A 24,222-nucleotide genomic window follows, 5' to 3' on the forward strand; every position below is an offset into this window, starting at 1 on the left:
GTTCGCCCCCTACTGAAACCACGATCGTACCGTGCCCATCTCGTCCTGATGAGTGCCGTCTTCACCCTTTTCCGTCTCCAGAACCCAGGGCTTGCCGCTGAACGGCTCCGAGACCAGAAGCTCCTTAAGACCCTTCAGGCCGATCAGCCCTTTGCCGATTCTGGCATGACGGTCCTTTTTATTGCCGAACGGATACTTGGAGTCATTCAGATGAACGGCCGCCAGCTGATCCCAATATCCAAGCCGGTTTCCCTTCTCCATCAGCTCACCGCTACGCTCGGGGTTCCAAAGACCGGACGCAAAGGCATGGCATGTATCGAAGCAAAATCCGATCTTGTCCGGATAACTGCTCAGCTCGCGGACCTTGACCAGTTCTTCCAGCGTCGTGCCCTCAAATCCGCCGTTACCCGCCTGATTCTCGATCAGCAGCTTGGCGGAGCCATGCCAGGATTCCAGCGTTTCATTCATACATTGTATAATATTTTGATAGCCCTGTAACGGCTCGCAGCTCTGAAAATGTCCGAAATGAACGACAATCCCCAGCGATCCGCAGGCTTCGGCAATATCCAGATCGTTGCGGAGCGAAGCCGCCATTACGCTTCTCCCGGGTCCGGGGCCGGTGTCTGACACCGCCATGTTGGTAGGGTAAGGGGTATGCGCAATGGAGACCAAATCTTTCTCCCGGCACACAGCCGCGCATTCGCCGGCATTCCGCGCATCGACATGCTTAAGCTGAAGGCTTCGCGGGTTCTTCGGAAAATACTGAAAGCAGTTCGCCCCGTCTCTCAAGGCGCTTCGCGCTGCCTGCGCATAACCGCCCCTGATGCTGACATGTGCTCCGATAACCGGTTTAGTGCTCATGCTGGCAGTCCGGGCAATAGAACACTTTCCGTCCTGACTGTTCTTCTTTCCGGATAGTCCCGCCGCAGCGGATGCAGGCTTCGCCGCCTCTGTCGTACACCTTGCACTGGTCGTTATAGGCTCCGGTAACGGTATCGCCCGTCATAAATGGCATTTCCATATAACCGCCAATGTCCGCCGCATCGCTCAGCGTCTTGCGCGCTGCCTGATACAACCGGCCAACCGTTTCGGCAGGCATGCCCTGGATAGGCGCCGAGGGCAGAAGCCCCGCTTCGAACGCGATTTCATCGGCGTAGCAGTTTCCGATTCCCGCAACAACATTCTGGTTCACAAGCACGCTTTTAAGCGTACCGCGTCTGTTCTTCAGTCTCTGGGCGAATTTATCTTCCGTCAGCTTCCGGTCCATCATGTCCGGTCCCAGCTTGGACAGCGCCTCGTCCATCTGCTTGACGGTCAGAAGATGAAGATAACCAAGCCGCAATCCCATGATATACAAAATTCGTTCCCCAAAATGCAGCTCAATCTGCGTCGTGCGATCCGGCCGTTCCTCTTCGGTTCCGTAGAACAGCAGTCCGCCGAGCATCAGATGCAGCAGCAGTCTTTTACCGTCCTGCAAATGAAAGATCAGATGCTTCCCTCTGCGTTCCACAAATACGATCCGCGCTCCGATCAGACTCGCCTGAAACACCTCGGGTTCTACATTGAGGGACTTGTCCCTGTTCACCGTCACACCGGTAATCGGCAGGTTGATAATCTGCTGTGACAGTAGCCTGCGGTAGTTCTCCATTTCCGGATATTCCGGCATAATTACATCTTCCTCCCTGATAATGATGCAGCTCTGCCATTATACACCAAGCAGCGTACGCAATTCAGCCAAATCGCCGCAAATCTCGTCCGGTGTTACGCCGGTAAGCTCCTTGTAATGATCCAGATTGCCGATCGTCGTCACGCCGGTCAGGACGAGAATCGTCCGGCAGCCCGCATTGGCGCCCGCCGCAATATCCGTCCGCATGTTGTCGCCTACGACCACCGCATCCAATGGCTCGATCCCGAGCCGGGCGGCCGCGTAAGACACCAAATGGCGCTCCGGCTTGCCGATCACAACCGGAACCACACCTGTTGCGGCCTCGATTGCCGCTCCGAGCGTACCCGCACCCGGCACCATCCCGTCGTCGGAAGGCAGCATGAGGTCCGGATTCGTCAGCACAAAGCTCGCACCCTCCGTAATCCATCTGGCCGCTCTGGCCAGCGAATGGTATGTAAACGAACGGTCAATCCCCTGGATGATATACTGCGGCTTCTCTTCCACAAGCTTAAGACCCGCTTCGAGGCAAGCCTGCCTAAGCCCCTCTTCCCCCAGTATCGCCACGGACGAACCGGGTGATTCTTCCGCTACGTATGCGGCTGCCGCCAGCGAAGATGTGCAGATTTCCCGCTCATGCGCTTCGATGCCCATCGACCGAAGATGCTCCGCCACACCGGACGGGGTCCGGGAGGAATTGTTGGTCACGAACAGAAACGGAATCCCCTTGGCTCTGAGCCCGGATATCAGCATATCCGCCCCGGGAATCATAACTCCGCCGTGAAACAGCGTACCGTCCAGATCCAGGAGCAATCCTTTGATTTCACTACTCATACATTTCACCTCTCCCATCTTGCACAGTTCATTCACGGGATTAAATGTCCACATACTCCGAACATAATCCGCAGTTTCTCTGACATCTACCGCCATGAGCAAGCCGAAGACCATCAAAAGTCGACGCCTGCCGCGGCTTTTGACAGCGGCCTGTCATTTCCTGCGCTTTCCCGGAAAATAATTCAGTCCGTCATCACCGGAAACAGCCGGAATTCCTCTGCCAGCAGCGTATTCGGAAATACCGTTCGCGCCTCATCCAGCAGCGGCAGCAGCTCATCCATCGAGCCGTAGCGTGAGCTGAAATGGGTCAGAATAAGCTGCCTGGCTCCCGCTTCCTTCGCCGTTTCAGCCGCCTGAATCGTCGTGCTATGATAGTATTCATGGGCCATTTTTGACAGTTCATGCTTGAAGGTAGCTTCGTGAATCAGCAGATCCGCTTCATGCGCCAGCGGGACAGTGTTTCCGCATGGACGTGTATCACCGAGCACGGTTACGATCCTGCCCTTCTTCGGCTGACTCAGCACTTCGGACGCTTTGATAACCGTGCCGTCCTCCAGACTGACATCTTGGCCGCTTTTCAGCACGCCGTACAGCGGACCCGGTTTCAGGCCATAGCTTCTCAGAAGCTCCGCATTCAGGCTGCCTGGCCGGTCCTTCTCGGTCACCCGGTATCCGTAGCTGTCAATCCGATGCTCCAGAAGAGCGGCTTCCACCTTGAAGTGATCGTCTTCGAAGATCTGTCCACCCGTATGCTCCACCACTTCCAGCTTATACGGGATACGGGATTGACTGACGGACATCGACAATTCGATGAAGCTCTTCAGTCCCGGAGGGCCATATACCGTAAGAGGAGCCGTGCCGCCCTGATAGGCTCTGCTGCTGAGCAGGCCCGGAAGGCCAAAGATATGATCCCCGTGCAAATGGGTAATGAACAGCTTCTCCAGCTTCCCGAGCCGAAGCGGTGAGCGCAGCACCTGATGCTGAGTCCCCTCGCCGCAATCGAACATCCAGAAGCTTCTTCGCTCCTCGAGCAGCCGGAGTGCGACGGACGTCACGTTCCGTAGAAGAGTCGGGACGCCCGCGTTCGTGCCCAGAAAATAGATTTCCATGTTACCCCTCCTTTCCTTCTGTCTATTGTCACTAAATAACGATTGTCACTAAATAACCCCACAAAGTGGGGCCAATGCTTCGAGGCTGATTCAGCTTAGAATCTTGGCGGGACTCCTGACAGCCTGCGCATTCTTCATGTCTAAAAAAGCCTCCCGGATACGGGAGGCTGCAATAGCGGACAGAATCCTGCTGGTTCACGTGCCGCCCTGTTGATCAGGCTTTTTCCACATTAAAATACTGGGCCTGCGGGTGGGCGAACACCATGGCGGATACCGAAGCCTCCGGCTCCATCATAAAGCCTTCGGTCAGCTGGACGCCGATATCTTCAGGCGACATCAGCCGGAACAGCGGCTCCTGGTCCTCCAGATCCGGACAGGCCGGGTAACCGAATGACACCCGGATTCCCTGATAGCGGGCTCCGTGACGCTGCTTCATCGTCATATCCGCCGGGTCCGGGAAGCCCCAGATGTCACGCATCATATGATGGACGCGCTCCGCAAGACCTTCCGCAATTTCAAGCGCCATCGCCTGAAGTGCGTGGGAACGCAGATAATCGCCTCTGGCCTTCAGCTCCTCGCCCTGCTCCCGGATTCCCTGTCCGGCCGTCACGACCATAAAGCCGACATAATCCATGATACCGCTGTCCACCGGCTTCAAGAAGTCCGATAGACAGAGATACGGCTCGACTTGCTGTCTCGGGAACGTGAAGGTATGAAGCACCTTGCTTGTATCCTCCGGATCGTAGATCAGAATGTCATTGCCTCTGGACTGTGCCGGGAAGAACCGGTACATGGCGTTTGGAGCAATCGTACCGTTAACGGTAGCTTCATGCAGAAGGTTGTCCACCGTCTCCTTCAGTTCAACAGCCCGAGGATCGCCGGATGCCAGCAGACCTTCAACGGAGCCTTTGAGCCCCAGATGGTGGCCCAGCAGCATCTGCATGTTCACATACGGTATAACATGACCAAGCGGGTAGTTCCGCAGCACATGCCGCTCCAAATCCGGCGGTACAAATACCGGAACGTCCGTTGCGATGCTCGAACGCTCCACCCGGGTCAGCTTCGGCAGCTCCGACGCCGGCTTCTCGGCGACGACGCGTTCTTTCTCTGTCTGCAGTTCCTCGACCATCTTGGCCCGCTCATCCGCATTCATGAGCTTGTTGGCCAGATCCAGACCATCCATCGCATCCTTCGCATACAGCACCAGACCGTCATATTCCGGTGAAATCCGTGTCTTGGTGAACTTACGAGTCAATGCCGCTCCTCCAACCATAATCGGTACATCGATTCCGGCGGAACGCAAATCCTGAGCGGTCAGAACCATCTGCTGCGCCGATTTCACAAGGAGGCCGGACAGGCCGATGGCGTCAGCCTTCTCGCGGCGGAACGCTTCAATGATCGTCTCCGGTGGTACTTTTATACCCAAATTGACGATTTGGTAACCATTGTTGGAGAGAATGATCTCCACGAGGTTTTTGCCGATGTCATGCACGTCGCCTTTCACGGTAGCGAGCAAAATTTTACCCTTGACCGAGGTTTCGTTCTTCTCCATAAATTGCTCCAAATGTGCGACGGAGGCCTTCATGACTTCTGCGCTCTGCAGCACCTCGGCTACGATCAGCTCGTTATTGTTGAACAGCCGGCCTACTTCCGACATACCTTCCATCAGCGGGCCGTTAATAATTTCAAGCGCGCCGTATTTCTTCAGCGCTTCGTCCAAGTCGGGTACAAGCCCTTCTTTGCTGCCTTCCACAACATAAGAAGCAAGACGCTCCTCCAGAGTCAGATTGGAGATTTTCTCCTTCTTCTCGACCTTCTTCCCCCGGAAAGCAGCTACGAATTCGGCAAGCGTCTCGTCATTCGTATTATAGATCAATTCCTCCGCCAGGCGGCGCTCTTCTTCCGGAATGGAGGCGTATCGTTCTACCTTCTCGGTATTAACGATGGCATAGTCCAGTCCGGCCTTGGTGCACTCGTACAGAAAGACCGAGTTCAGCACTTCGCGTCCCGCTTCGGGAAGACCGAATGACACATTGCTGATGCCCAGAATCGTATGCACGCCGGGCAGCGCTTCTTTGATCAGCCGGATACCATCGATCGTCTCTTTGGCAGACCCGATGTACTGTTCATCTCCCGTTCCGACCGGGAAGACCAGTGTGTCGAAAATAAGATCCTCCGGATGAAGGCCATATTTGTTCACCAGCAGCTCATAGGAACGCTTGGCGACATCAAGCTTGTCCACCGCTTTGATCGCCTGTCCATTCTCATCAATGGTGCCGACGACAACGGCCGCGCCATACTTATGAATGAGCGGGGTGACATGCTCGAATTTTTCTTCACCATCTTCAAGATTAATGGAGTTAATAATCGCCTTGCCTTGGCTGTATTGCAGCGCCAGATCAATGACCTGCGGATCGGTGGTATCAATCATCAGCGGAACCTTGACCTTCTTGACGACCAGCTCCAGAAAAGACTTCATGTCTTCGGCTTCATCACGGTCCGGGTCCTGGACGCAGACGTCGACGACCTGTGCTCCGCTCTTGACCTGGGCGCGGGCGATTTCGGAGGCTTCTTCGTATTTCCCTTCGACGATCAGCCGTTTGAACTTCCGCGAACCCAGCACGTTGGTTCTTTCGCCCACCATGTATGGACGATTATCCTGTTCCACATAGACGGGATCGATCCCGGATAGCGCGGGCGGATGGCTGCCTTCCAGCAGCCGAGGCGGATATGCTTCGAGCGCTTCAGCCATCGCCTTGATATGCGCTGGCGTTGTGCCGCAGCAGCCTCCGGCAATATTCAGCCAGCCTTTCTCGGCAAAGGCCGAAATTTTGCGGGCCAGGGAATCTGGCGATTCATGGTAGTTGCCGTTCTCATCGGGCAGTCCCGCGTTCGGATAGCAGCTGACCGCAACCGAAGACATTGCGGCCAGCGAACGGATATGATCACGCATAAACTCCGGCCCAGTCGCACAGTTCAAACCGATAGAGATCGGGTTCAGATGCTCAAGGGAAATATAGAAAGCTTCAATATTTTGTCCGGCAAGCGTCGTTCCCATGGGCTCAATCGTCCCGGAAATCATGATTGGCAGGGTGACGCCCGTCTTGTGAAAAGCATCACGGATTCCGATGCTTCCTGCTTTGACATTCAGCGTATCCTGCGAGGTCTCCAGCAGCAGCGCATCAACGCCGCCTTCAATGAGAGCTACCGCCTGCTCTTCATAGCTTGCCGTAAGCTCAGCGAACGTCACACCGCCCGTAACGGACAGCGTCTTCGTAGTAGGGCCCATCGCTCCGATAACGTAGCGGGGCCGTTCTTCCGTACTGTAGCGGTCAGCCGCTTCTCTCGCTATTGCCGCAGCCGCGAGGTTGATTTCACGCGACCTCTGCGGAATCTCATATTCGGCAAGTACCACAGAAGTAGCGCCGAATGTATTGGTTTCAATCAGGTCGGCTCCTGCTTCCAGGTATGCCTCATGTATCCGGCCAATGACTTCCGGATGAGTCAGCACCAGCATTTCGTTGCAGCCTTCAAGCTCTTCTCCGCCGAAGTCGTCGGCGGTAAGCGGAACCTGCTGAATCATCGTCCCCATGGCTCCGTCCATTATTAAGATGCGCTTCGCCAGCGCTTCCGAAAGTGTAGGTTTTGCCAACTTCAAATCCCCCTAGTCAAACATTAGAGTAAGTTTAGCAGAATAAAGGGAATTCGAAAAGTCTCCCGGCCACTCTGCAGCCCGCCGCGATCCGGGGGCATTTCGTTTTCTGGTTAATGACATCGCACGTAAGTCCTGCGTTAATAAATTTCTTTATATTATACACGGTTTCGAAGCATATGAAAGCAGGAAAACGAAACTTACCATAGAACAGCAGGGCTGTAGAAGACAAAAAGAACCTCACCTCATTATTGAGGCTCGGTCCCTTTATTTTACATCACAAATAGATTTATAAGGAATCCACAAGCGGCAGCAGTTCAGTCAAATGCTTAATCTCGTAATCCGGAACGATTTCCGGATCTGCCGGTTTGTTGGTGCGGTTAATCCAGACTGTCGTCAGACCGGCAGCCAGACCGCCGCGAATATCGGTTGTCAGCTTGTCCCCGACCATGACGCCTTGTTCAGGCTTGATGTCCAGACGTTCCAGCGCATGTGCAAAAATCGATGGGTCCGGCTTGCCTTTGCCGAAGTTTCCGGAGATCACGATATGATCAAAGAACGGAGTCAGCTCAGGGACGCCATTCAGCTTCTCCTGCTGAAGCGCCGGGCAGCCGTTCGTCAGCAGCAGAAGCTTCACTTTACCTTGGAGCGCCTTCAGTACTTCCAGCGTTTCTTCATAGATGTACGGACGGCTGCGGCGTTCAGCAGCGAAGCGGGCTGCAAGGGTCTCAGCCAGAGCCTCGTCTTCTATCCCCAAAGAGGAAAGGCCGCGTCGCCATGATTCTTTCCGGTAGACAGGAGCCAATTGCTCCAGCTTCCGGAATTCCGGCTGTTCGCCGGCAGTGAAGTTGGCCCAAAGCGCCTCAAACGGGTTGATGCCGATCATTTGGGTAAACGGGAACGTCTCGTAAGATTCGTACAAATAACGTGCTTCCTTGCGTACAGCGGTCTCCAGCAGTTTGGGATCGATGTTGTCGCCTGCAGCCAAACAAGCCTGCTCAAAAGCTTCCTCGATGCTTCGTTCATCCCATAAAAGCGTATCATCCAGATCAAATAGTACAGCGGCTATCGGCATTTCCTCCACTACTTCCTCTCTACATCCAGATTAAACGATGACTTAACTTACTCTTTCTCTAACGGAATATGGTGCAGCTTGGCAAACTGCTCCATGCGTTCACCCATGGCATCCGTATCGTAACGGTTGATCAGCCTGGAGAAGGCCCACTGTCCCCGCTTGCCTTTTGGCTTGATGCGCAAAGAAGCGCGGGATACGATAATCTTCTCGATATCGCCGGCCTCCAGAATCCGCATCCGGTTGAACTTGAAGGTGGAAACCCGGGAACGTTCAACTTTGAGATAAGGGCGTCGGAAGTAGATTAAGGCTGCGAGAGCGAAATATAGCACTACCCCAATCCAGCTCATCACCCCGCCGTTCTTCGAACCGGCTGATGCCGAGTCAAGCTGGGCAATTAAGGCATACAGAAGGCCGAGCGTCACTAGGACGACCGGGAACATAATATTTCTTCCTTTAAATACATCGCTTTGAGCCTGCGAACGGGTGGCAGAGATCGATTCCTTGCCTTCTTTTTTTCTTTTCTGGTTAAGCTGCTGTGAATTGCGTTGAACCATTCTTTCCCAAGAACGGGCCATTTCCTTTCCTCCTAGTCATCCTAAAATATCTATGAAAGGACGGGTCTCCTTAGTGCAGAGGCTTGCTGCCGTTCCCATCATTTCCGTTGTCATCCACAATCTCAATGGATTCAAGCTGAGCGCGGAAGTTGCGGCGCACATTGCCCAAGTAAATCTCGCGGAGCTTGGCGCGTTCAGCCAGTTCTTCCTCGTTAAGGCCTACGCTTTTCTGCTTGCGGGCAAGCTCATTAATCCGGTTAACCAGTTCATCTATATTCAAGACATTCCCTCCTGTCGAAACACGCGATTAGTCATTCTAACTTTGCCATGATAAAAAGAGCTTGTCAAGGCGATCCCCTGAAAGCTCTTCAACATCATTTATCCGGTTGTGGATTCGTAATAAATCGCTAACTGTCGGAGGAATCAAATACCTTACTGCTGGTAAAGAGGAACCGAAAGCACCTGGCCAGCCTGAAGTTCACTGCCTTTCAAATGGTTGTACTGTCGTATCGCCTTGATATAGACTACTGTTCTCATATTCGATGGTTTGTACTCCTGAGCGATACCCCACAGTGTGTCTCCCGCCTCTACAACGACCTTCTGTTGCTGCTCCGGCGATCGCTCTGAACTGGCGAACACCTGGTTCACAAGCGTGAACCCGGAAATAATCATTAGAAGAATCAAGGAAAGCTTGAACATATGAATACGGTTCAGCGCAGTGCCCTTATTATCTCTTCGGTAAGAGACGGATCTGTTGCCTTTGGTCGAAGAGTGGGTTTCCAGCTTAATTACCGGTGCAGATTCTTCCTTATAAATGCTCTTATATGTACCATATCTCATGGGTATCATCCTCCAAACACTTGTTCTTACTTGCAAAAATAATATAGCACGAACATGTGTTTCGATCAAGAGGTTTTTCGAACGAATGTTCCCTTAATTTTTCGAACAATTAATAAGGGTGATTTCTTCTATATAAGGCAGAGGCGTAAACTTATTCGCAACTTGTAATGGACGCGATTTGGACAAGATAACTTATTACTTGGTTATTCAACTTTCGCAGCAATCGAATACAATCCATGAAGATGGTACTGTAGACAGATACACTCATTCTGATCTACATACTCTTGCTTGAAGTCACTCCATGGGATTGATCAAATGCCAATTTAGAACTTATGTTTGTGCGAACGAAGGTTCTGTGTTATAATTTTCCCAAACATTACTACATGGGGTGTATTCCGATGTCAAAGATCTCGAGTCGCCAATTGGCGATCCTGGAGTTTATACGCAACGAAGTCCGCAGCAAGGGGTACCCGCCGTCAGTCCGGGAAATCGGCGAAGCCGTTGGACTAGCCTCCAGTTCGACCGTTCACGGTCATCTGGACCGACTGGAGAAGAAAGGCTTGATCCGCCGCGACCCGACGAAACCCCGGGCCATTGAATTGTTGGGCCAGGACGAATCCGAAAATGTTCATCAATTTGTCCAGACTGTCGCAAGAGTGCCGGTTGTCGGCAAAGTAACCGCAGGTGTGCCGATTACGGCGACAGAGAACATCGAAGATTACTTTCCCCTTCCTACCCACTATGTTGGGGACAACAAAGTTTTCATGCTCTCCGTAGCAGGTGACAGCATGATCGAAGCCGGCATTATGAATGGCGATTATGTCATCGTTCGTCAGCAGCAGACCGCAGATAACGGCGATATCGTCGTAGCCATGACCGAGGAAGACGAAGCAACAGTCAAGACTTTCTATAAGGAACGGGATCATATTCGACTCCAACCGGAGAACCCGTCCTACGAACCGCTTCGTTTGAACCGGGTTACGATTCTCGGCAAGGTTATCGGTCTTTTCCGTGATATTCATTGAGTTTGTAATAGCAGCAGAGCGTAAAGGCAGTGCCGTATAACGGCGCTGCCTTTTTCGATACAATTACCCGAACAGCTATCCATACCAATGACTCATTCAATGGGGATATTTCGTTCGTTTCCCGAAAATGCAGCCAATCCCCAAAGCCTGCATAAGATGATGAAAAGGGGGAATCCGTATGCCCAATTACCGCATTATTGTCGACCTGTCCGAACATATGCTGTATCTCCTGGATCAGGACACGGTTATTCGAGGCTTTCCCATTGGTACAGGTAAAATGCTGACCGTAACCCCGGTCGGTGAATATACCATCATCAGCAAGCAGCCCAATCCTGGCGGACCCTTTGGGGCGTATTGGCTCGGGCTATCCAGACCGCATTACGGAATACACGGCACGAACAACCCGGCCTCCATCGGAGGCAACGTGTCGCATGGCTGCATCCGCATGTATAATCAGGATGTGCTGGAGTTGGCCCACACCGTACCTCTTTATACCCGGGTAACCATCCGAAAGTAAGGCGAGTGTAATCCGTAAGAGAACCTTTTATGATTAACCTGTGCCACAGTTCCTAAGCTCAACCGAAAAGCCGCCTGATGGCGGTTTTTTAACTGTGACATTCAAAATTGCCAATTCATGATCTTCAACAGAGCCTTGCTCTCCATTCCGGACCCGCCTTCCCATCACGCTTCCCGGTTTCTTCATTTTCCGATTAACAGAACGCTCTGAATAAGCATAAGATATGTTACGGAGGATGCGCTCAATATCCATTTTCAAGACTATGCTCAGGGAGGAAGGAACATAATGGCTCCTCTCGGTAACCGCAACAATTCAGGCTCCAAGAAGAAAAGCACAGCGTCGACAGTCAAAAAAAGTAAAGGGCTTGAGGTGGCGGTGGCCGCATTATTGTTGACAGGTAAGCTTAAAGTCGATTCCGTACAATTGTTTACCGATGCATCTCTTTTCGTCAGCCTGGTGGGGAAATACAAAACATTAGGCGATATGAGCGATAGCAATGTCGATAAGCTGGTTAACTTTATGAACGATAATGGCAATTTGACATTGAACGATTTAGTGGCAGCACTTAAAAAGCAAACCGGGAATAACAAATAACTTCAAAAAGAAGGTGTCTCCGCATGAGCAGTTTTGATGGTGAAGGTTTTGCCGTGAACATTCTTCTGATCATTGTGATTACATTGCTTATAATGGGATCGACAGATATTGAGGATTTGACCGGCGCCCCTACCTCTCCCTGATGCTCCCCGGTTCAGTCCAGGCTAACCTCCTATTCATCCCTCATAATCGTTCGGCCAACATGTTTATCCCTCACTTCAAGGTGGTCAAGCCCATTTTTCTTGCGAGATCATATAACCGATACCCATTTCACATCAACACATCGCATCGTAAAAAGAAGAAATGCACCCTGAGAATTCCATTGGAAACCCTAAAGGGAAGCTCCATTGTGATTCGTAAGGGTGCATTTTCTACTAACGAATACTAACTAACCCGATTAATACAGCGTCAAATATTGACCCGCGTCAATACTATCGTTGATTCGGGTGACCTATTCGAGATTCGATCCGGCGGATTTCACAGTCTGATCAGTCTTCTGTTTCTGGTTGCTCGATCACCTCGGTTACACCCTGAAGGATCGCCGCCTCCTGCCCTGGATGCTAGGCAGCAGAGCGGATATGATGGCGCAGATTTCCTGTACCGGGTGTCGAGGGTCAAGCTCCCTAACGACTTTTGGGCATATGTTGGCAAAGCTAATCCCTTCCATTCGAACTAATGTTCTAAAGGTAATAAGCCCCTTCGTGTCGAATAGTAGCGAAAGAAGGGAGGTGCACTTATATGGACAAGGATCTAATTTCGAAACTCATCGATGAAATCACGGCTGAAGTTGTTGACAAGAACAAGAGCGCTCTCGAAGAAGATGGAACTATTCCCCAAACTGTTGAGCAGACAGTTCGTCTGTCGGCCCTTACGACAATTAAAATACTTGAGAAGCTCGAGCTTATCGATAAAGGTTAAATCATCAACATCGCTTTGTCTGAGTTTTGCTGCTCTTCATTTATCGCCATAATGGTCGCCCGAGTAACATCAGGGTGCTGGGCGGCCAATTCTTATTTCACAATCTCCCTGATCGGTGCCTCGACTCCGGTATCAGTTCGTTCTTGCAGCATCCTCCTATGTTCAATCTCCTGTCGCTCAACACAAAAAGCCCCGCCGGAATGGCGAGACTTTTCGGAAGTAGTACCTAAAAACGCACAGGAGCGCCTCGGACACGGGAGCATGAGCATCACAGCAGATGTCTACTCTCACATTCCCAAGAAAATTGAAGCCGCAAGTATTGATAAATTCGAAGCACACATGAGTAAATCCTCGAACAGCCCTCAAAAATTTTGTGGGCGTTTTGTGGGCACATCATTTTACAACCCCTAACCCAAGTTCCACACCCACACAGCAAAAAACCCTCAGAGCGTTACGGCCCCAAGGGTCTCGTCCTTTAATACAGCGTCAAATATTGATTCCGCTCCCAGTCATGAACCTGGGTCCGGTAAATGTCCCATTCAATTTCCTTCAGCTCATAAAAATGAGCCAGCGCATGCTCACCGAGAGCATCGGTAACCACAGGGTTGCGGATCAGCTCGTTCAGCGCTTCCTTCAGATCGGCCGGCAGACTCGGAATGCCTTCCTCGATACGCTCTTCTTCGGACATCACGTAGATATTCCGGTCGATCGGAGCAGGCAGATCCATCTGGCGTTTAACGCCGTCGAGACCGGCTTTCAGCATAACAGCCAGAGCCAGGTAAGGGTTGGCCGCAGGGTCCGGGTTACGAACCTCCACCCGTGTGCTGAGGCCTCTGGATGCCGGAATACGGATCATCGGGCTGCGGTTGCTGGCGGACCAGGCTACATAGCAAGGTGCTTCATAACCGGGAACCAGACGTTTATACGAGTTGACGGTCGGGTTCGTAATCGCTGCCATAGCGCGGGCATGCTTCAGCAGACCGGCCATGTAGCTGCGGGCGATGCTGCTCAAGCCCAATTCGTCGCTCTCGTCGTAGAACGTGTTCTCACTGCCCTTGAACAGGGACTGGTGGCAGTGCATACCCGATCCGTTCATTCCGAAGAGTGGCTTCGGCATGAAGGTAGCATGCAGTCCATGCTGACGGGCTACTGTCTTCACAACAAGCTTGAACGTCTGAATCTGGTCAGCGGCCTTGATTGCATTTGCATATTTAAAGTCGATCTCATGCTGACCATAAGCAACCTCGTGGTGGGAGGCTTCGATTTCAAAGCCCATTTCCTCGAGTGTAAGTACGATTTCTCTGCGGCAGTTCTCGCCCAGATCCATCGGAGCCAGATCGAAATATCCGCCCTGATCATTAAGCTCAGTGGTCGGGTTGCCTTTCTCGTCCGTCTGGAACAGGAAGAACTCGGGTTCAGGACCGACATTCATCGCGGTGAAGCCCATTTCTTCCGCTTCCTTCAGGCAGCGCTTCAAAATACCGCGCGGGTCTCCGGCGAACGGAGTTCCGTCCGGCATGTAAATGTCGCAGATGAGCCGCGCAACGCGGTCCTGCGCAACCCAAGGGAAAATAACCCAAGTGTCGAGATCGGGATATAAATACATATCGGATTCTTCGATGCGCACATAACCTTCAATGGAAGAACCGTCGAACATCATCTTGTTGTCCAGCGCCTTCTCCAGCTGGCTTACCGGAATCTCCACGTTCTTGATCGTACCAAGCAGATCCGTGAATTGAAGACGAATGAACCGGACGTTCTCTTCCTTCGCAATGCGCAAAATATCTTCTTTACTAAAGCTCACTATACCCTCTCCCTTTCGCGCTTCTGTGAATTATTTATTGAAAAACCGGGATAGCTCTCCTTGAATAAGCGAAACCTGGCCCGGTCTCTTCCCGGACACCAGCTCCTGCTTCAGCAGGCGGTGCAGCTGGGAATCGGACAGCTCGCGCCGCCGGACCTCCGTATCGGGAGTAATGACGGTCGCCTCTTCAGATTCCTTCGATACCGGATTCATCACCTGCTTGATTCCGGCAATGTTGACACCTTTTTCAATCAAAGCTTTAATTTCGAGCAGACGCTCCACATCGTTAAAAGAAAATAACCGCTGATTGCCCGAAGTACGGGCGGGTACGATCAGACTATGCTGTTCATAATAGCGGATTTGCCGCGCAGATAAATCGGTAAGTTTCATTACTATACCAATTGGAAATAATGCCATATTTCTGCGGATTTCATCACCCATGACTCATCCAACCTTCCAATGATCTTTTTCTCATCTCATTGTACATTTGGTTATATGGCGTGTCAATGGTGTGTTAGGAATACTCACAATAATTTACGATCCCGCATGCTCTGCAGAGCCATAAGTACACCGTACTTCACATGTGAATAGGTCAGCCCGCCCTGCATATAACCGATATAAGGGGCCCGGATCGGCGCATCTGCCGACAGCTCCAGACTTCCGCCCTGAATGAACGTGCCTGCCGCCATGATAACAGGATGCTCATATCCCGGCATGTCCCAAGGCTCCGGAACGACATGGCTGTCGACGGCGGCAGCCTTCTGAATGCCCTGTACAAAGGCGATCAAATGCTCCGGCCCGTCGAAAGCCACAGCCTGAATGAGATCCGTTCGGGGCTCGTTCCAGGCCGGCTTCGTCTTGAAGCCGCAGCGGGCGAACACGGACGCGGCGAAGATGCTTCCCTTGATAGCCTGTCCAACTGTGTGCGGCGCCATGAACAGCCCCTGATACAGCCCCCGCGTCGTGCCCAGCATCGCGCCGACTTCCCCGCCGATTCCCGGCGCCGTCAGCCGGTAGGCCGACAGCTCCACAAGCTCGCGGCGCCCGCAAATATAGCCGCCTGTCTCCGCCAGACCGCCCCCCGGATTCTTGATGAGGGAACCGGCCATCAGATCGACGCCGACCTGTGTCGGCTCCAGTTCTTCGGTAAATTCTCCATAGCAGTTGTCTACGAAGACGATAGCCTGCGGCGCCAGCTCTTTGATACGGACTGCCATTTCGCCGATCTGGGCCACCGAGAAGGAGGACCGCCAGTCATACCCGCGCGAGCGCTGGATGCCTACAACCTTCGTACGGGGCGTTAAAGCCCTCTCAACCGCAGTCCAATCCACATCACCCGCTTCTGAGAGAGCCACTTCCCCGTAAGTAATACCGAAGTCAGCCAGGGAACCGGTCCCGTCACCGGGCTTGCCGATTACCTTGTGAAGTGTGTCGTACGGTGTTCCGGTTATATAGAGAAGCTCGTCTCCAGGTCTGAGAACGCCGAACAGTGCGGTTGAGAGCGTATGCGTTCCCGAGGCAAAATGCGGCCGTACGAGAGCCGCTTCCGCTCCGAACACATCGGCATAGACGAGATCCAGCACCTCCCTCCCTCTGTCGTTATAAGCATAACCGGTAGAGCCCGCGAAATGAAAATCGCTGACCTGATGCCGCTGAAATGCCTGAATGACCTTCCATTGATTGTGATCTACAATCCGGTCCAGCATACGGACCGCTTCCTGAATCTCCAGTTCGGCCGCTTCCGCCGCCTGTAAAATATCTTCTGCAAACCCTGCCATCTTCCCCATTCGCTCCTAACATCTACATTCCATGGTGTTAACAGGACAAGGTAGAACTATGCCAGCCTGTCCTGCTGTAGTGTACACACCGGTCACGATTATCCAGATATCCCCTGGTAATCACGCCGCTGCCGAATTATGAGCTTCCCAGTTACTCCTGAACGTTACCGGCAGCTTCCTGCGAGCCTGTCTCGTCTTTGAAGTCGGACAGCATATAGCCCCATTTCTCATAATCGTCTTTGTTGACCCGAACCGTGTAGATCACATCGTCGCCTTCAAACGTCTGATCGACAACATCTCCCACCCGGTACAGAAGCGAAGACAGGTCCCCTCGGCTCGGGGGAATCCGAAAGCTCAACGTATCGCCTGACAACTCCGATTGGACCGTATCGGTTATCCGTTCCAAATCATCCTGGTTAAAAGCACTAACCTTCAAATACCCAGGGCCTGACGGGAGCATTTCAAGCTGTTCCGGACTGCATAGATCGATTTTGTTGAAAAGGACGATCTGCGTCTTGTCCGCTGCGCCCAAATCCTGCAGGATCGATGCCACAACCTTCATCTGCTCATCCCGCATCGGGGAGGAGGCATCCACCACATGAAGCACCAGATTTGCCTCATTCACCTCTTCCAGCGTGGCCCGGAACGATGCGACGAGATCATGCGGAAGGTTCTGAATGAAACCAACAGTATCCGTCAGAACGACGCTTTTGCCTCCCGGCAGCTCCAGAAGACGTGAAGTCGGGTCCAGCGTTGCAAACAGCTGGTTCTGGATATAAACATCCGCGTCAGTCAGCTGCTTAAGAAGGGTGGACTTCCCGGCATTCGTATAGCCGACAAGAGCGACCTGCACAACACCGCTCTTACGCCGGCGCTCGCGGTGAAGATTCCGGGTCTTGACAACTTCTTCGAGCTGGCGCTTCAACTCCCCGATCCGGTCGCGGATATGCCGGCGGTCGGTCTCCAGCTTGCTCTCACCGGGACCGCGTGTGCCGATCCCGCCGCCAAGACGGGACAGATTCTTGCCATGTCCCGACAGGCGGGGAAGCAAATACGACAGCTGGGCCAGCTCGACCTGAATGATGCCTTCGCGCGTCTTGGCACGTCCCGCGAAGATGTCGAGGATCAGCTGGGTGCGGTCGATAATCTTGAGGTCCAGCGCCTCCTCCAGGTTCCGCACCTGAGCGCCGGACAGCTCCTGGTCAAATATCGCCGTATTGGCACCGAGGCCATCAGCGGCCATCCGGAGCTCTTCCACCTTCCCCTTCCCGATAAACCACCTGGAGTCGGGCGTCTCCCGGTTCTGGCGAAGCACCTCCAGCACTTCCACACCGGCGGTCTCCGCCAACTGTACAAGCTCCTGTAGCGAATATTCCGGATCTATGCCGGTCCGCTTCACCTCATCGGTAACAAGACTGACCAGAATCGCCCTGTCCTGAATGTCCATATTCGTATCGTATGTCGTCGTCATCTGCATTCTCCTCTTGCGGATTGCGGCTCATCCGCCTCCGCATTATAGTTTAAAGTCCTCGGTCCGCAGCGTCATAAGCTCCTGCCTGCCGGGGCTTGCATGCTCGTACTGGTTGAGCAGCCTGACCGCCTGGCTCCTAACCGCCTTCTCGATTGAATTCCGCACATAACGGGCATTGCTGAACGCATGCGGGCTCTCATCCTTCTCCTGCAGCAGCCACTGCTTCAGCTTCACCATCGCCTGCGGCATCAGGATATAATCCCTCTCCTTGGCCATGAGCTCCGCGATCTGAAGAAGCTGATCAATTGAGTAATCGGGAAATTCAACCTGGATGGGAAACCGCGACGGAAGCCCCGGATTGCTCATGAGAAAATAATCGATCTCGCTGGAGTAGCCGGCAAGGATAAGCACGAACTGGCTGCGGTGATCCTCCATCGCTTTGACCAGTGTATCGATCGCTTCCTTGCCGAAATCCTTATCGCCCCCGCGGGCCAGACTATAGGCTTCGTCAATGAATAGTATGCCGCCAAGCGCCTTTTTTACAAGGTCGCGGGTTTTTTGGGCCGTATGCCCGATGTATTCACCTACTAGGTCTGCCCGCTCCACTTCGATCAAATGCCCCTTGGAGAGCACACCCATCCGCTGAAACAGCTTGGCGACAATTCGGGCGACCGTCGTCTTGCCGGTGCCGGGATTCCCCTTAAACACCATATGATAAGCCTGGCCGCCGCTTGCGAGTCCGGCTTCGCTCCGCATCTGCGCCACCTGCAGCAGAGCGTATATCTCAAACACTAGCTCCTTGATATTGTCCAATCCCACCAGTGCATCCAGCTCCCGCCCGATCTCCTGGAACAGGCCGGTATGGGCGGAGCTTTTGGCTGGCGCCGGTTCGCTGAGCGCGGATGTGCCCCCCACCGCCGGAGCATCATGGCTCCGCAGGACAATATTGATTTGACGCGACGGTCTGCCCTCATCCCGTTCGCTTGAAGCCGCGCTGCGTACACTCATAGTTTCACCTCGTCACTTAAGGCTGACTGCTCTACATCAGTCTATTCCCGGTAGCGAGATGATATTAGAAGAATTGCACTTTTGTCCTGCCCGGCTCAGAACGTCTCCTGGAGCTTCCATTTCGTATACGCGAGAATCTCCCTTGTCTTATATTTAAACATAGACATCGTTTCAGATTCAGTTAATCCAAGTTCCGGTTGATCGTATCCGAGGTACCGGGCAATCTCCAGAGCCCGTCTTCCGTGAAACGTGTGCGTCACAATAACCGCCGAAGTCCATCCTTCCTGCTGCATGATCGTCCGACTGTACAGCAAATTCTCATAGGTTGAGGTTGCCTCGTTCTCCACCCGGATTGCGCTGTCTTGAATCCCTTGTGAAATCAAATAATTCCGCATACCCTGTCCCTCGGTATACCGGTATCCAGCACGGTCCAGTCCTCCGGTCACGATAATATGCTCATATGCGCCCTGCTTGTACAATTTAATTGCATAATCGAGACGTTCCCGGAGTCCCGGGCTGGGCTGATCCCCCCACATCGCCATTCCCAGAACAATGCCGGCATCCGCTTTGCGCATCGGCTCGGTTGTCCGGGCTCCATTGATCAGAATCAGAATGTAAGCGCTCCATATCAAGCCCGCAGTTAAAATAAGGGCAACCAAAAGGAGCGGCCCTCTGCGATAACGTCTTCGGGGCCGGCTCATAAATGGCCGTATCGGACTTGTGGGTGTCATATCCCATTTCATAGCTTAGGTCTTCCTCCTGAATTCGCCATGATGAAACAGTTCGGCCCGGTGCTTCAAAGAGAGTGTGAAATAAGGGAAGGCGTGGGAGTCGATCCCCCGCATTATACTGCGGGCCGTGTCCCAGGCCAGATGGTATTCACTGTCGGTTATATCTCCGCGCTCCAGCGCTTCCTCCAGCTCATCCTCATCCAGTAGAAACACTTCCCCGTTCCACAGCACCACCACATCAAGATACAAATCGTCGAACCAGGGAACCCCCTGATCGGTGACGCCCTGAACCTTGCACGTATCGATATACCACTGAATAATGTTCTGCCGCTCGTCGAACATCGCGGTGACAATATAGTGGCTGTCTTTCGGAAAATACTGAAGCCATGAATAGCCCTTGTCCGCAATGCGGTATGTATGCCGTCCATAGCTTTTCCACAGCGGCTCTTTCAATCCATAGATAGTGTAAAGGGTAATGTAACCGCTGAATTCCCGGGTTTCCACGTAGCGGCAGGCGAACCCGCGCCGGGTAATTCGGCGCCAATTGGCACGGTCTCCGAATTTACGTTTCATATAATAATCCTCTCGGGGTATGTTGACTCCAGCTTACCACATTTAGGAGACGCACTCAAAACCCAAAGAAAAAGAAAGACGTTCACTGAACTTGTCTTGTCGGAGATATTGCCGAATCTTCTTTAGCGGTTATTTTACTTGCAATATCAGGATGTCAAATCTTTGGAGCTTATACGTTCTGAATGTTATAAAAAAGGCTCCGCCTCCGGACTTCCTGCCTGCATGGAAGACTCCGGCTGCGGAACCGCTACTTCTTCGTGATGCTTCTGCTGCTCTTACTGGGCCACGGGCGCTCCATCGGCTGCACCCGTTACATTCTGGGTGTCGGTTTCAGGAGCGGTCACACCGCCCGCCGGAGCCCCGTCAGCGGGATTGGCAGCAGGTGACGGAGACGGCGTGGTCGTAACCGGAAGCTGCTCCCCTCCCTGGCTGCCATTGCTATTGCCGTTGTTGCTGTTGCCATTTCCGTTTCCATTGCCATTACTGCTACCATTCCCATTTGCGTTGCCATTTCCATTGCCCTCGACGTTCCCGCCGCCATTCCCGTTGCCGTTGTTCGACCCGCTGCCATTGTCGCTGCCAGGAGCGCTCTGCTCCGGACCGCCTCCCGTGCCTTGATCAGGCGATGGAGTTGGCTCCTCGGATGGTGACGGAGAAGGTGAAGGCTCAACCGACGGCTCTGTCCCTTCAATCAGAACGGAAACGGTGTTGGAAGGATCGCTCTCCGTCCCTGTGTCAGGATCATAGACCGTTACATAGTACTCATAGGTCAATCCCGCCATCGCGCCGATGTCGGCCGCATTCGGTGACAGTGTGCTGACAAGCTGGGTGAAGTCTGCCTCCGACGTTTCTTTCCGGTACACGCGGTATTCTTTGCCGTCTCCCGTAACCGGATTCCAGGACAGATTAACGGTGCCGGTCGAAGCGTCATAGGCTCCAGTCAGCCCAGTTACCGCCAGAACCTGTTCGGGAGCCTGTTCGCTTGGCTTTGGAATATTCAGATTATCCGGTTTCGGGAAAGATTTCTCCGGATAATTCTTCACAACCTCGCCCATAACCTTGCCCCAGAACGCCGCGGCCAGCGGACTGCTGTTCTTCAGCAAATGCTTGCGGTCGGGATTGTCATAGCCCATCCAGACTGCTGCGGTAAGCTCCGGCGTATAGCCGACGAACCAGACGTCGCGGTTGGAGCTCACGCCGCTGTATCCGCTTTGGGTCGTACCCGTCTTGCCTGCAACCGGACGGTCGATTTTGGCTTTCTTGCCCGTACCGCTCTGCACGACCTGCTGCATCATTTCGGTCATCTGGTAAGCGGTGCTCTCCTTCATGACCCGCTCGGCGGTCGTGTTGGCTTTGTAGGCCGTTTCACCCGTGCTGTCCGCAATCGACTTGATCGCATAAGCCTGCCGCTCCTCACCGCCTGTTGCAAAGGCTGTATAGGCTTGAGCCATCTCAAGCGTGTTTGTTCCCTTCTCCATGCCGCCAAGCGCAAGTGAAAGGTTGCGGTCATTGTCGCCTACGCCGATTCCAAGCTTCTTGGCGAAATCATAGCCGGTTCCAACCCCGATCTGGCTCAGCAGCCATACAGCCGGAATATTCTCGGACTTCGTCAGCGCCTCGCTCATGCTGATGGTGTTCGAATACCCGTGAAGGTTGGTCGGACAGTAATCGCCGAAGCACTGCTTCGCGTTGCTGATCTGGGAGTCCATCGAGAACTTGCCGGACTCAATCGCTGGCGCATAGGACACGATCGGCTTGATCGATGATCCCGGCGAGCGGCGGCTGTCATTCACGCGGCTGAAGCCCTTCTTCTCATAGTTGCGTCCGCCCATCAGCGCCACAATACCGCCGGTTTCCTGGTTAATGATAACCATGGAGCCTTGAACCGGCTCGTCATCAACGCTCTTCTCGAAATTGTCAGCGTCGGCAAAAGCGTTCTCGACCGTCGTCTGGGCGTCCTTATCCATCGTGGTATAGATTTTGTAACCGCCTATATTCAGATCGTCTTCAGTCAGTCCATACTTGTTCTCGGCTTCGTCGATAACGTAGTCGATGAACGCCTGATACTTCTGCTTCGTGGCCGGCGGCTTATAGTTATAATTAATCACCTTCGCCTGATTCATTTCTTCCTGCGTAATGTAGCCCTGTTCATTCATCAGCTGGAGCACAACTCCGCGCCGCTCTTTGGAGAGCTCGGGATTGCGCAGCGGATTATAGCGGGAAGGTCCCTTCGGCATAGCCGCAAGCGTGGCGATCTGCCATAGCTTCAGCTGATTCAGGTCGCTAACCCCGAAATAATGCACGGAAGCAGCCTTGATTCCATAAATCGTGCCTCCGAAGTTGATCCGGTTCAAATACAGCGTAATGATTTCATCCTTCGTCTTGTGTCGCTCAAGCGCCATCGCAATCGACATTTCCGTCGCTTTGCGGAAGAAGGTTTTGTCCCGGGTCAAAAAGATGTTCTTGGCGAGCTGCTGTGTAATGGTACTGCCGCCTTCCACCATGCTGCGCGCAACGACGTCCTTGACCGCCGCGCGGCCGATCGACCACAGGTCGACCCCCTGGTGCTCGTAGAAACGTCTATCCTCGGTTGCTACGAATGCATCCTTGATGATTTGGGGGATCTTGTCGCTCTCGACCGGATCGCTCTTCTCCAGAGCCAGCTCGGCAATTTGATTCGCATTCCGGTCATAAATCTTCGTGGTCGGATTGACTGTCAGCTTGCCTTCATTTTCGGTCAGAAGCTTTTCTCCGTTAATAGTTACAAACAAATAGCCTCCTAGCGCACAAAAAATAGCTAATGCTGCAGTGAAAAACAATGTCCAAAGTACCTTTTTTCTGCTAAGCTTTCTCTTCTTCTTTGGTTTTGGCGGTTCTCCCCCTCCTCCGGACTTCCGGTGACGGTTCGACCGCAAAATTTCGTCGTTCGACATACTGCCTCCTGACTCCCCAATTGGCCATGCCATTGGCAAGGCCCTCTTTTTTTCTCTTGTTTCTATGCGTCTGCGGGGACCGCTATTTGTAATATGGGCAGAAATATCATTTCAATGAAAAGAACAACCTTGTTCAGGTTGCTCTCCCATGCCCTTCTATTCAAACGTTCCTCAAGCGAAAAGGTTTCGTTAACCAACTCCCGTTGCCGGGTAATTATTCTTCTGCCCCGCCGCTGTCCTGCATCAAAGATACGCTGCGCTGCGGCGTAAAGGTCGAGATCGCATGCTTGTACACCATCTGTTGACGGCCGTCGCTGTCGATCACGATTGTAAAATTGTCAAAGGCTTTAATGATCCCGCGGATCTGGAACCCGTTGGTCAAATATACAGTAGCAGGGATATTTTCTTTGCGAAGTTGGTTCAAGAACGTATCTTGGATGTTAATGGACTTGTTCATATGCCGTACCCCCAATGGTTCAATTAGATTGTTCAGAAAGTATATTCAACACCTGTGTGAAACTTTCCTGCTATTATATCACGTATTCTACAACAAGGAAAACACGCTTTAAGAGCGTGTAATTGAAGACAAGAATATAAATTTGATAATGAGATTGTTCCGGTACTTATTTGTATGTATTAGCCCCGTATCTCCTCCATCTCTATCCAGTTCCAACTCCCACTAGCTCAGCTAAAAATCTCAGGTTACCAGTCTACTGCCAATACTACCCTTTTACCCTGCCGGTCGTCAAACGGATCAGACAAGCCGTCTGCTCCATTATCTGCGTTTCCAGGTCGGCTGATGTTCTTCACGTTCCCATCCCTCCAAAATAACGGCGGTTTCCGGCGGATTTCCGGGCCTCCAGGCGATATAATGCTCGTCAGCCAGTTCCTGAAGCGCAGCCCTGATCTGAACGGAGCGGCGGCTGGATTTGCGAATGAGCTGCCTCATTGGCGGAAGCACACCAAAATGCTGGCGGTGGAAATACATGATCCTCAGGATCTTGCGGGCATTATCCGACAGCATGTCTCATAGGTGACAGCCTCCTGATCTCCACAACCTTCCGGCCTGCTCGCATATGCATAACACCCCCGACACAGGAACGTTTGTTTGTATTATATGCGAACTGACCTTCTTTATTCAAT

23 protein-coding genes are annotated in these 24,222 nt (G+C 52.8%); 4 read left to right on the forward strand and 19 right to left on the reverse strand.

All coding sequences use genetic code 11. From position 1 onward, the window contains the following. Window positions 1-9: 9 nt before the first annotated feature. From KIH86_RS16525 to yneA, 9 genes are all read right to left on the reverse strand, one after another. Entirely contained in the window at window positions 10-861 is an 852-nt protein-coding gene (locus KIH86_RS16525) for a deoxyribonuclease IV (RefSeq protein WP_223087482.1), read from the reverse strand. Next, complete coding sequence (locus KIH86_RS16530) at window positions 851-1,666, reverse strand: Fpg/Nei family DNA glycosylase (protein ID WP_223087479.1); 816 nt, start codon at window positions 1,664-1,666, stop codon at window positions 851-853. Before KIH86_RS16530 ends, KIH86_RS16525 begins: the two co-directional genes overlap by 11 nt. 39 nt (window positions 1,667-1,705) lie before the next feature. Next, the gene (locus KIH86_RS16535) at window positions 1,706-2,497 is read right to left on the reverse strand and encodes an HAD-IIA family hydrolase (RefSeq protein ID WP_223087477.1); all 792 of its coding nucleotides are present in this window, start codon (window positions 2,495-2,497) and stop codon (window positions 1,706-1,708) included. A 182-nt stretch (window positions 2,498-2,679) separates the two neighbouring features. Next, window positions 2,680-3,606: a ribonuclease Z gene (rnz, locus tag KIH86_RS16540; protein WP_223087474.1), complete on the reverse strand. Its 927-nt coding sequence runs from the start codon at window positions 3,604-3,606 to the stop codon at window positions 2,680-2,682. A 214-nt stretch (window positions 3,607-3,820) separates the two neighbouring features. Continuing rightward, window positions 3,821-7,258 carry a methionine synthase gene (metH, locus tag KIH86_RS16545; RefSeq protein WP_223087471.1) on the reverse strand — a complete coding sequence of 1,146 codons (3,438 nt, stop codon included), beginning with the start codon at window positions 7,256-7,258 and terminating at the stop codon, window positions 3,821-3,823. 289 nt (window positions 7,259-7,547) lie between these two features. Then, a complete protein-coding gene (locus KIH86_RS16550; protein ID WP_223087469.1) occupies window positions 7,548-8,333 on the reverse strand; it encodes an HAD family hydrolase in 786 nt (261 codons plus the stop codon). Between the two features lie 47 nt (window positions 8,334-8,380). Continuing rightward, window positions 8,381-8,908, reverse strand: a complete 528-nt coding sequence (locus KIH86_RS16555) for a hypothetical protein (RefSeq protein ID WP_223087466.1) — start codon at window positions 8,906-8,908, stop codon at window positions 8,381-8,383. A gap of 49 nt (window positions 8,909-8,957) precedes the next feature. Continuing rightward, a complete protein-coding gene (locus KIH86_RS16560; protein ID WP_223087463.1) occupies window positions 8,958-9,167 on the reverse strand; it encodes a DUF896 domain-containing protein in 210 nt (69 codons plus the stop codon). Window positions 9,168-9,319: 152 nt separating this feature from the next. Beyond that, complete coding sequence (gene yneA, locus KIH86_RS16565) at window positions 9,320-9,727, reverse strand: cell division suppressor protein YneA (protein WP_223087460.1); 408 nt, start codon at window positions 9,725-9,727, stop codon at window positions 9,320-9,322. Window positions 9,728-10,125: 398 nt separating this feature from the next. Between yneA and lexA the strand changes: the two genes are divergently transcribed. From lexA to KIH86_RS16585, 4 genes are all read left to right on the forward strand, one after another. Further along, window positions 10,126-10,752: a transcriptional repressor LexA gene (gene lexA, locus KIH86_RS16570; RefSeq protein WP_223087457.1), complete on the forward strand. Its 627-nt coding sequence runs from the start codon at window positions 10,126-10,128 to the stop codon at window positions 10,750-10,752. A 178-nt stretch (window positions 10,753-10,930) separates the two neighbouring features. Then, the gene (locus KIH86_RS16575) at window positions 10,931-11,269 is read left to right on the forward strand and encodes a L,D-transpeptidase (RefSeq protein WP_223087454.1); all 339 of its coding nucleotides are present in this window, start codon (window positions 10,931-10,933) and stop codon (window positions 11,267-11,269) included. 285 nt (window positions 11,270-11,554) lie between these two features. Beyond that, entirely contained in the window at window positions 11,555-11,863 is a 309-nt protein-coding gene (locus KIH86_RS16580) for a hypothetical protein (protein WP_223087452.1), read from the forward strand. Window positions 11,864-12,601: 738 nt separating this feature from the next. Then, window positions 12,602-12,781: a hypothetical protein gene (locus KIH86_RS16585; RefSeq protein WP_223087450.1), complete on the forward strand. Its 180-nt coding sequence runs from the start codon at window positions 12,602-12,604 to the stop codon at window positions 12,779-12,781. A gap of 475 nt (window positions 12,782-13,256) precedes the next feature. On the opposite strand, the gene glnA is transcribed toward KIH86_RS16585, so the two are convergent. The 10 genes from glnA to KIH86_RS16635 all read right to left on the reverse strand — a co-directional run bounded on the left by glnA (window position 13,257) and on the right by KIH86_RS16635 (window position 24,067). Then, window positions 13,257-14,585 carry a type I glutamate--ammonia ligase gene (glnA, locus tag KIH86_RS16590; protein WP_223087447.1) on the reverse strand — a complete coding sequence of 443 codons (1,329 nt, stop codon included), beginning with the start codon at window positions 14,583-14,585 and terminating at the stop codon, window positions 13,257-13,259. A 30-nt stretch (window positions 14,586-14,615) separates the two neighbouring features. Further along, window positions 14,616-15,026: a MerR family transcriptional regulator gene (locus KIH86_RS16595; protein ID WP_019910684.1), complete on the reverse strand. Its 411-nt coding sequence runs from the start codon at window positions 15,024-15,026 to the stop codon at window positions 14,616-14,618. A gap of 83 nt (window positions 15,027-15,109) precedes the next feature. Beyond that, window positions 15,110-16,363: a methionine gamma-lyase family protein gene (locus tag KIH86_RS16600; RefSeq protein WP_223087445.1), complete on the reverse strand. Its 1,254-nt coding sequence runs from the start codon at window positions 16,361-16,363 to the stop codon at window positions 15,110-15,112. Between the two features lie 151 nt (window positions 16,364-16,514). Continuing rightward, window positions 16,515-17,834 (reverse strand): GTPase HflX, encoded by a 1,320-nt coding sequence (gene hflX, locus KIH86_RS16605; RefSeq protein ID WP_223087443.1) that lies wholly within the window; start codon window positions 17,832-17,834, stop codon window positions 16,515-16,517. A gap of 42 nt (window positions 17,835-17,876) precedes the next feature. Then, the gene (locus tag KIH86_RS16610; protein ID WP_223087440.1) at window positions 17,877-18,842 is read right to left on the reverse strand and encodes an AAA family ATPase; all 966 of its coding nucleotides are present in this window, start codon (window positions 18,840-18,842) and stop codon (window positions 17,877-17,879) included. Between the two features lie 95 nt (window positions 18,843-18,937). Continuing rightward, window positions 18,938-19,585, reverse strand: a complete 648-nt coding sequence (locus KIH86_RS16615; protein ID WP_223087437.1) for a YdcF family protein — start codon at window positions 19,583-19,585, stop codon at window positions 18,938-18,940. 3 nt (window positions 19,586-19,588) lie between these two features. Then, entirely contained in the window at window positions 19,589-20,146 is a 558-nt protein-coding gene (locus KIH86_RS16620; protein ID WP_223087434.1) for a DUF402 domain-containing protein, read from the reverse strand. A gap of 275 nt (window positions 20,147-20,421) precedes the next feature. Further along, window positions 20,422-23,079: a transglycosylase domain-containing protein gene (locus tag KIH86_RS16625; RefSeq protein ID WP_223087762.1), complete on the reverse strand. Its 2,658-nt coding sequence runs from the start codon at window positions 23,077-23,079 to the stop codon at window positions 20,422-20,424. A gap of 214 nt (window positions 23,080-23,293) precedes the next feature. Beyond that, the gene (gene hfq, locus KIH86_RS16630; protein WP_223087431.1) at window positions 23,294-23,536 is read right to left on the reverse strand and encodes an RNA chaperone Hfq; all 243 of its coding nucleotides are present in this window, start codon (window positions 23,534-23,536) and stop codon (window positions 23,294-23,296) included. Between the two features lie 318 nt (window positions 23,537-23,854). Next, window positions 23,855-24,067, reverse strand: a complete 213-nt coding sequence (locus KIH86_RS16635; protein WP_223110568.1) for a hypothetical protein — start codon at window positions 24,065-24,067, stop codon at window positions 23,855-23,857. Window positions 24,068-24,222 lie beyond the last annotated feature (155 nt).

It is taken from the genome of Paenibacillus sinensis (assembly GCF_019904155.1).
Classification (GTDB): Bacteria; Bacillota; Bacilli; order Paenibacillales; family Paenibacillaceae; genus Paenibacillus_AQ; species Paenibacillus_AQ sinensis.

Excerpts from the sequence above, each read along its gene's own strand:
- KIH86_RS16525 (WP_223087482.1), bottom strand. The coding sequence starts at position 861 with ATGAGCACTAAACCGGTTATCGGAGCACATGTCAGCATCAGGGGCGGT.
- KIH86_RS16530 (WP_223087479.1), bottom strand. The coding sequence starts at position 1,666 with ATGCCGGAATATCCGGAAATGGAGAACTACCGCAGGCTACTGTCACAG.
- KIH86_RS16535 (WP_223087477.1), bottom strand. The coding sequence starts at position 2,497 with ATGAGTAGTGAAATCAAAGGATTGCTCCTGGATCTGGACGGTACGCTG.
- rnz (WP_223087474.1), bottom strand. The coding sequence starts at position 3,606 with ATGGAAATCTATTTTCTGGGCACGAACGCGGGCGTCCCGACTCTTCTA.
- KIH86_RS16550 (WP_223087469.1), bottom strand. The coding sequence starts at position 8,333 with ATGCCGATAGCCGCTGTACTATTTGATCTGGATGATACGCTTTTATGG.
- KIH86_RS16555 (WP_223087466.1), bottom strand. The coding sequence starts at position 8,908 with ATGGCCCGTTCTTGGGAAAGAATGGTTCAACGCAATTCACAGCAGCTT.
- yneA (WP_223087460.1), bottom strand. The coding sequence starts at position 9,727 with ATGAGATATGGTACATATAAGAGCATTTATAAGGAAGAATCTGCACCG.
- lexA (WP_223087457.1), top strand. The coding sequence starts at position 10,126 with ATGTCAAAGATCTCGAGTCGCCAATTGGCGATCCTGGAGTTTATACGC.
- KIH86_RS16575 (WP_223087454.1), top strand. The coding sequence starts at position 10,931 with ATGCCCAATTACCGCATTATTGTCGACCTGTCCGAACATATGCTGTAT.
- KIH86_RS16580 (WP_223087452.1), top strand. The coding sequence starts at position 11,555 with ATGGCTCCTCTCGGTAACCGCAACAATTCAGGCTCCAAGAAGAAAAGC.
- KIH86_RS16585 (WP_223087450.1), top strand. The coding sequence starts at position 12,602 with ATGGACAAGGATCTAATTTCGAAACTCATCGATGAAATCACGGCTGAA.
- KIH86_RS16595 (WP_019910684.1), bottom strand. The coding sequence starts at position 15,026 with ATGGGTGATGAAATCCGCAGAAATATGGCATTATTTCCAATTGGTATA.
- KIH86_RS16600 (WP_223087445.1), bottom strand. The coding sequence starts at position 16,363 with ATGGCAGGGTTTGCAGAAGATATTTTACAGGCGGCGGAAGCGGCCGAA.
- hflX (WP_223087443.1), bottom strand. The coding sequence starts at position 17,834 with ATGACGACGACATACGATACGAATATGGACATTCAGGACAGGGCGATT.
- KIH86_RS16610 (WP_223087440.1), bottom strand. The coding sequence starts at position 18,842 with ATGAGTGTACGCAGCGCGGCTTCAAGCGAACGGGATGAGGGCAGACCG.
- KIH86_RS16615 (WP_223087437.1), bottom strand. The coding sequence starts at position 19,585 with ATGAAATGGGATATGACACCCACAAGTCCGATACGGCCATTTATGAGC.
- KIH86_RS16620 (WP_223087434.1), bottom strand. The coding sequence starts at position 20,146 with ATGAAACGTAAATTCGGAGACCGTGCCAATTGGCGCCGAATTACCCGG.
- KIH86_RS16625 (WP_223087762.1), bottom strand. The coding sequence starts at position 23,079 with ATGTCGAACGACGAAATTTTGCGGTCGAACCGTCACCGGAAGTCCGGA.
- hfq (WP_223087431.1), bottom strand. The coding sequence starts at position 23,536 with ATGAACAAGTCCATTAACATCCAAGATACGTTCTTGAACCAACTTCGC.
- KIH86_RS16635 (WP_223110568.1), bottom strand. The coding sequence starts at position 24,067 with ATGTATTTCCACCGCCAGCATTTTGGTGTGCTTCCGCCAATGAGGCAG.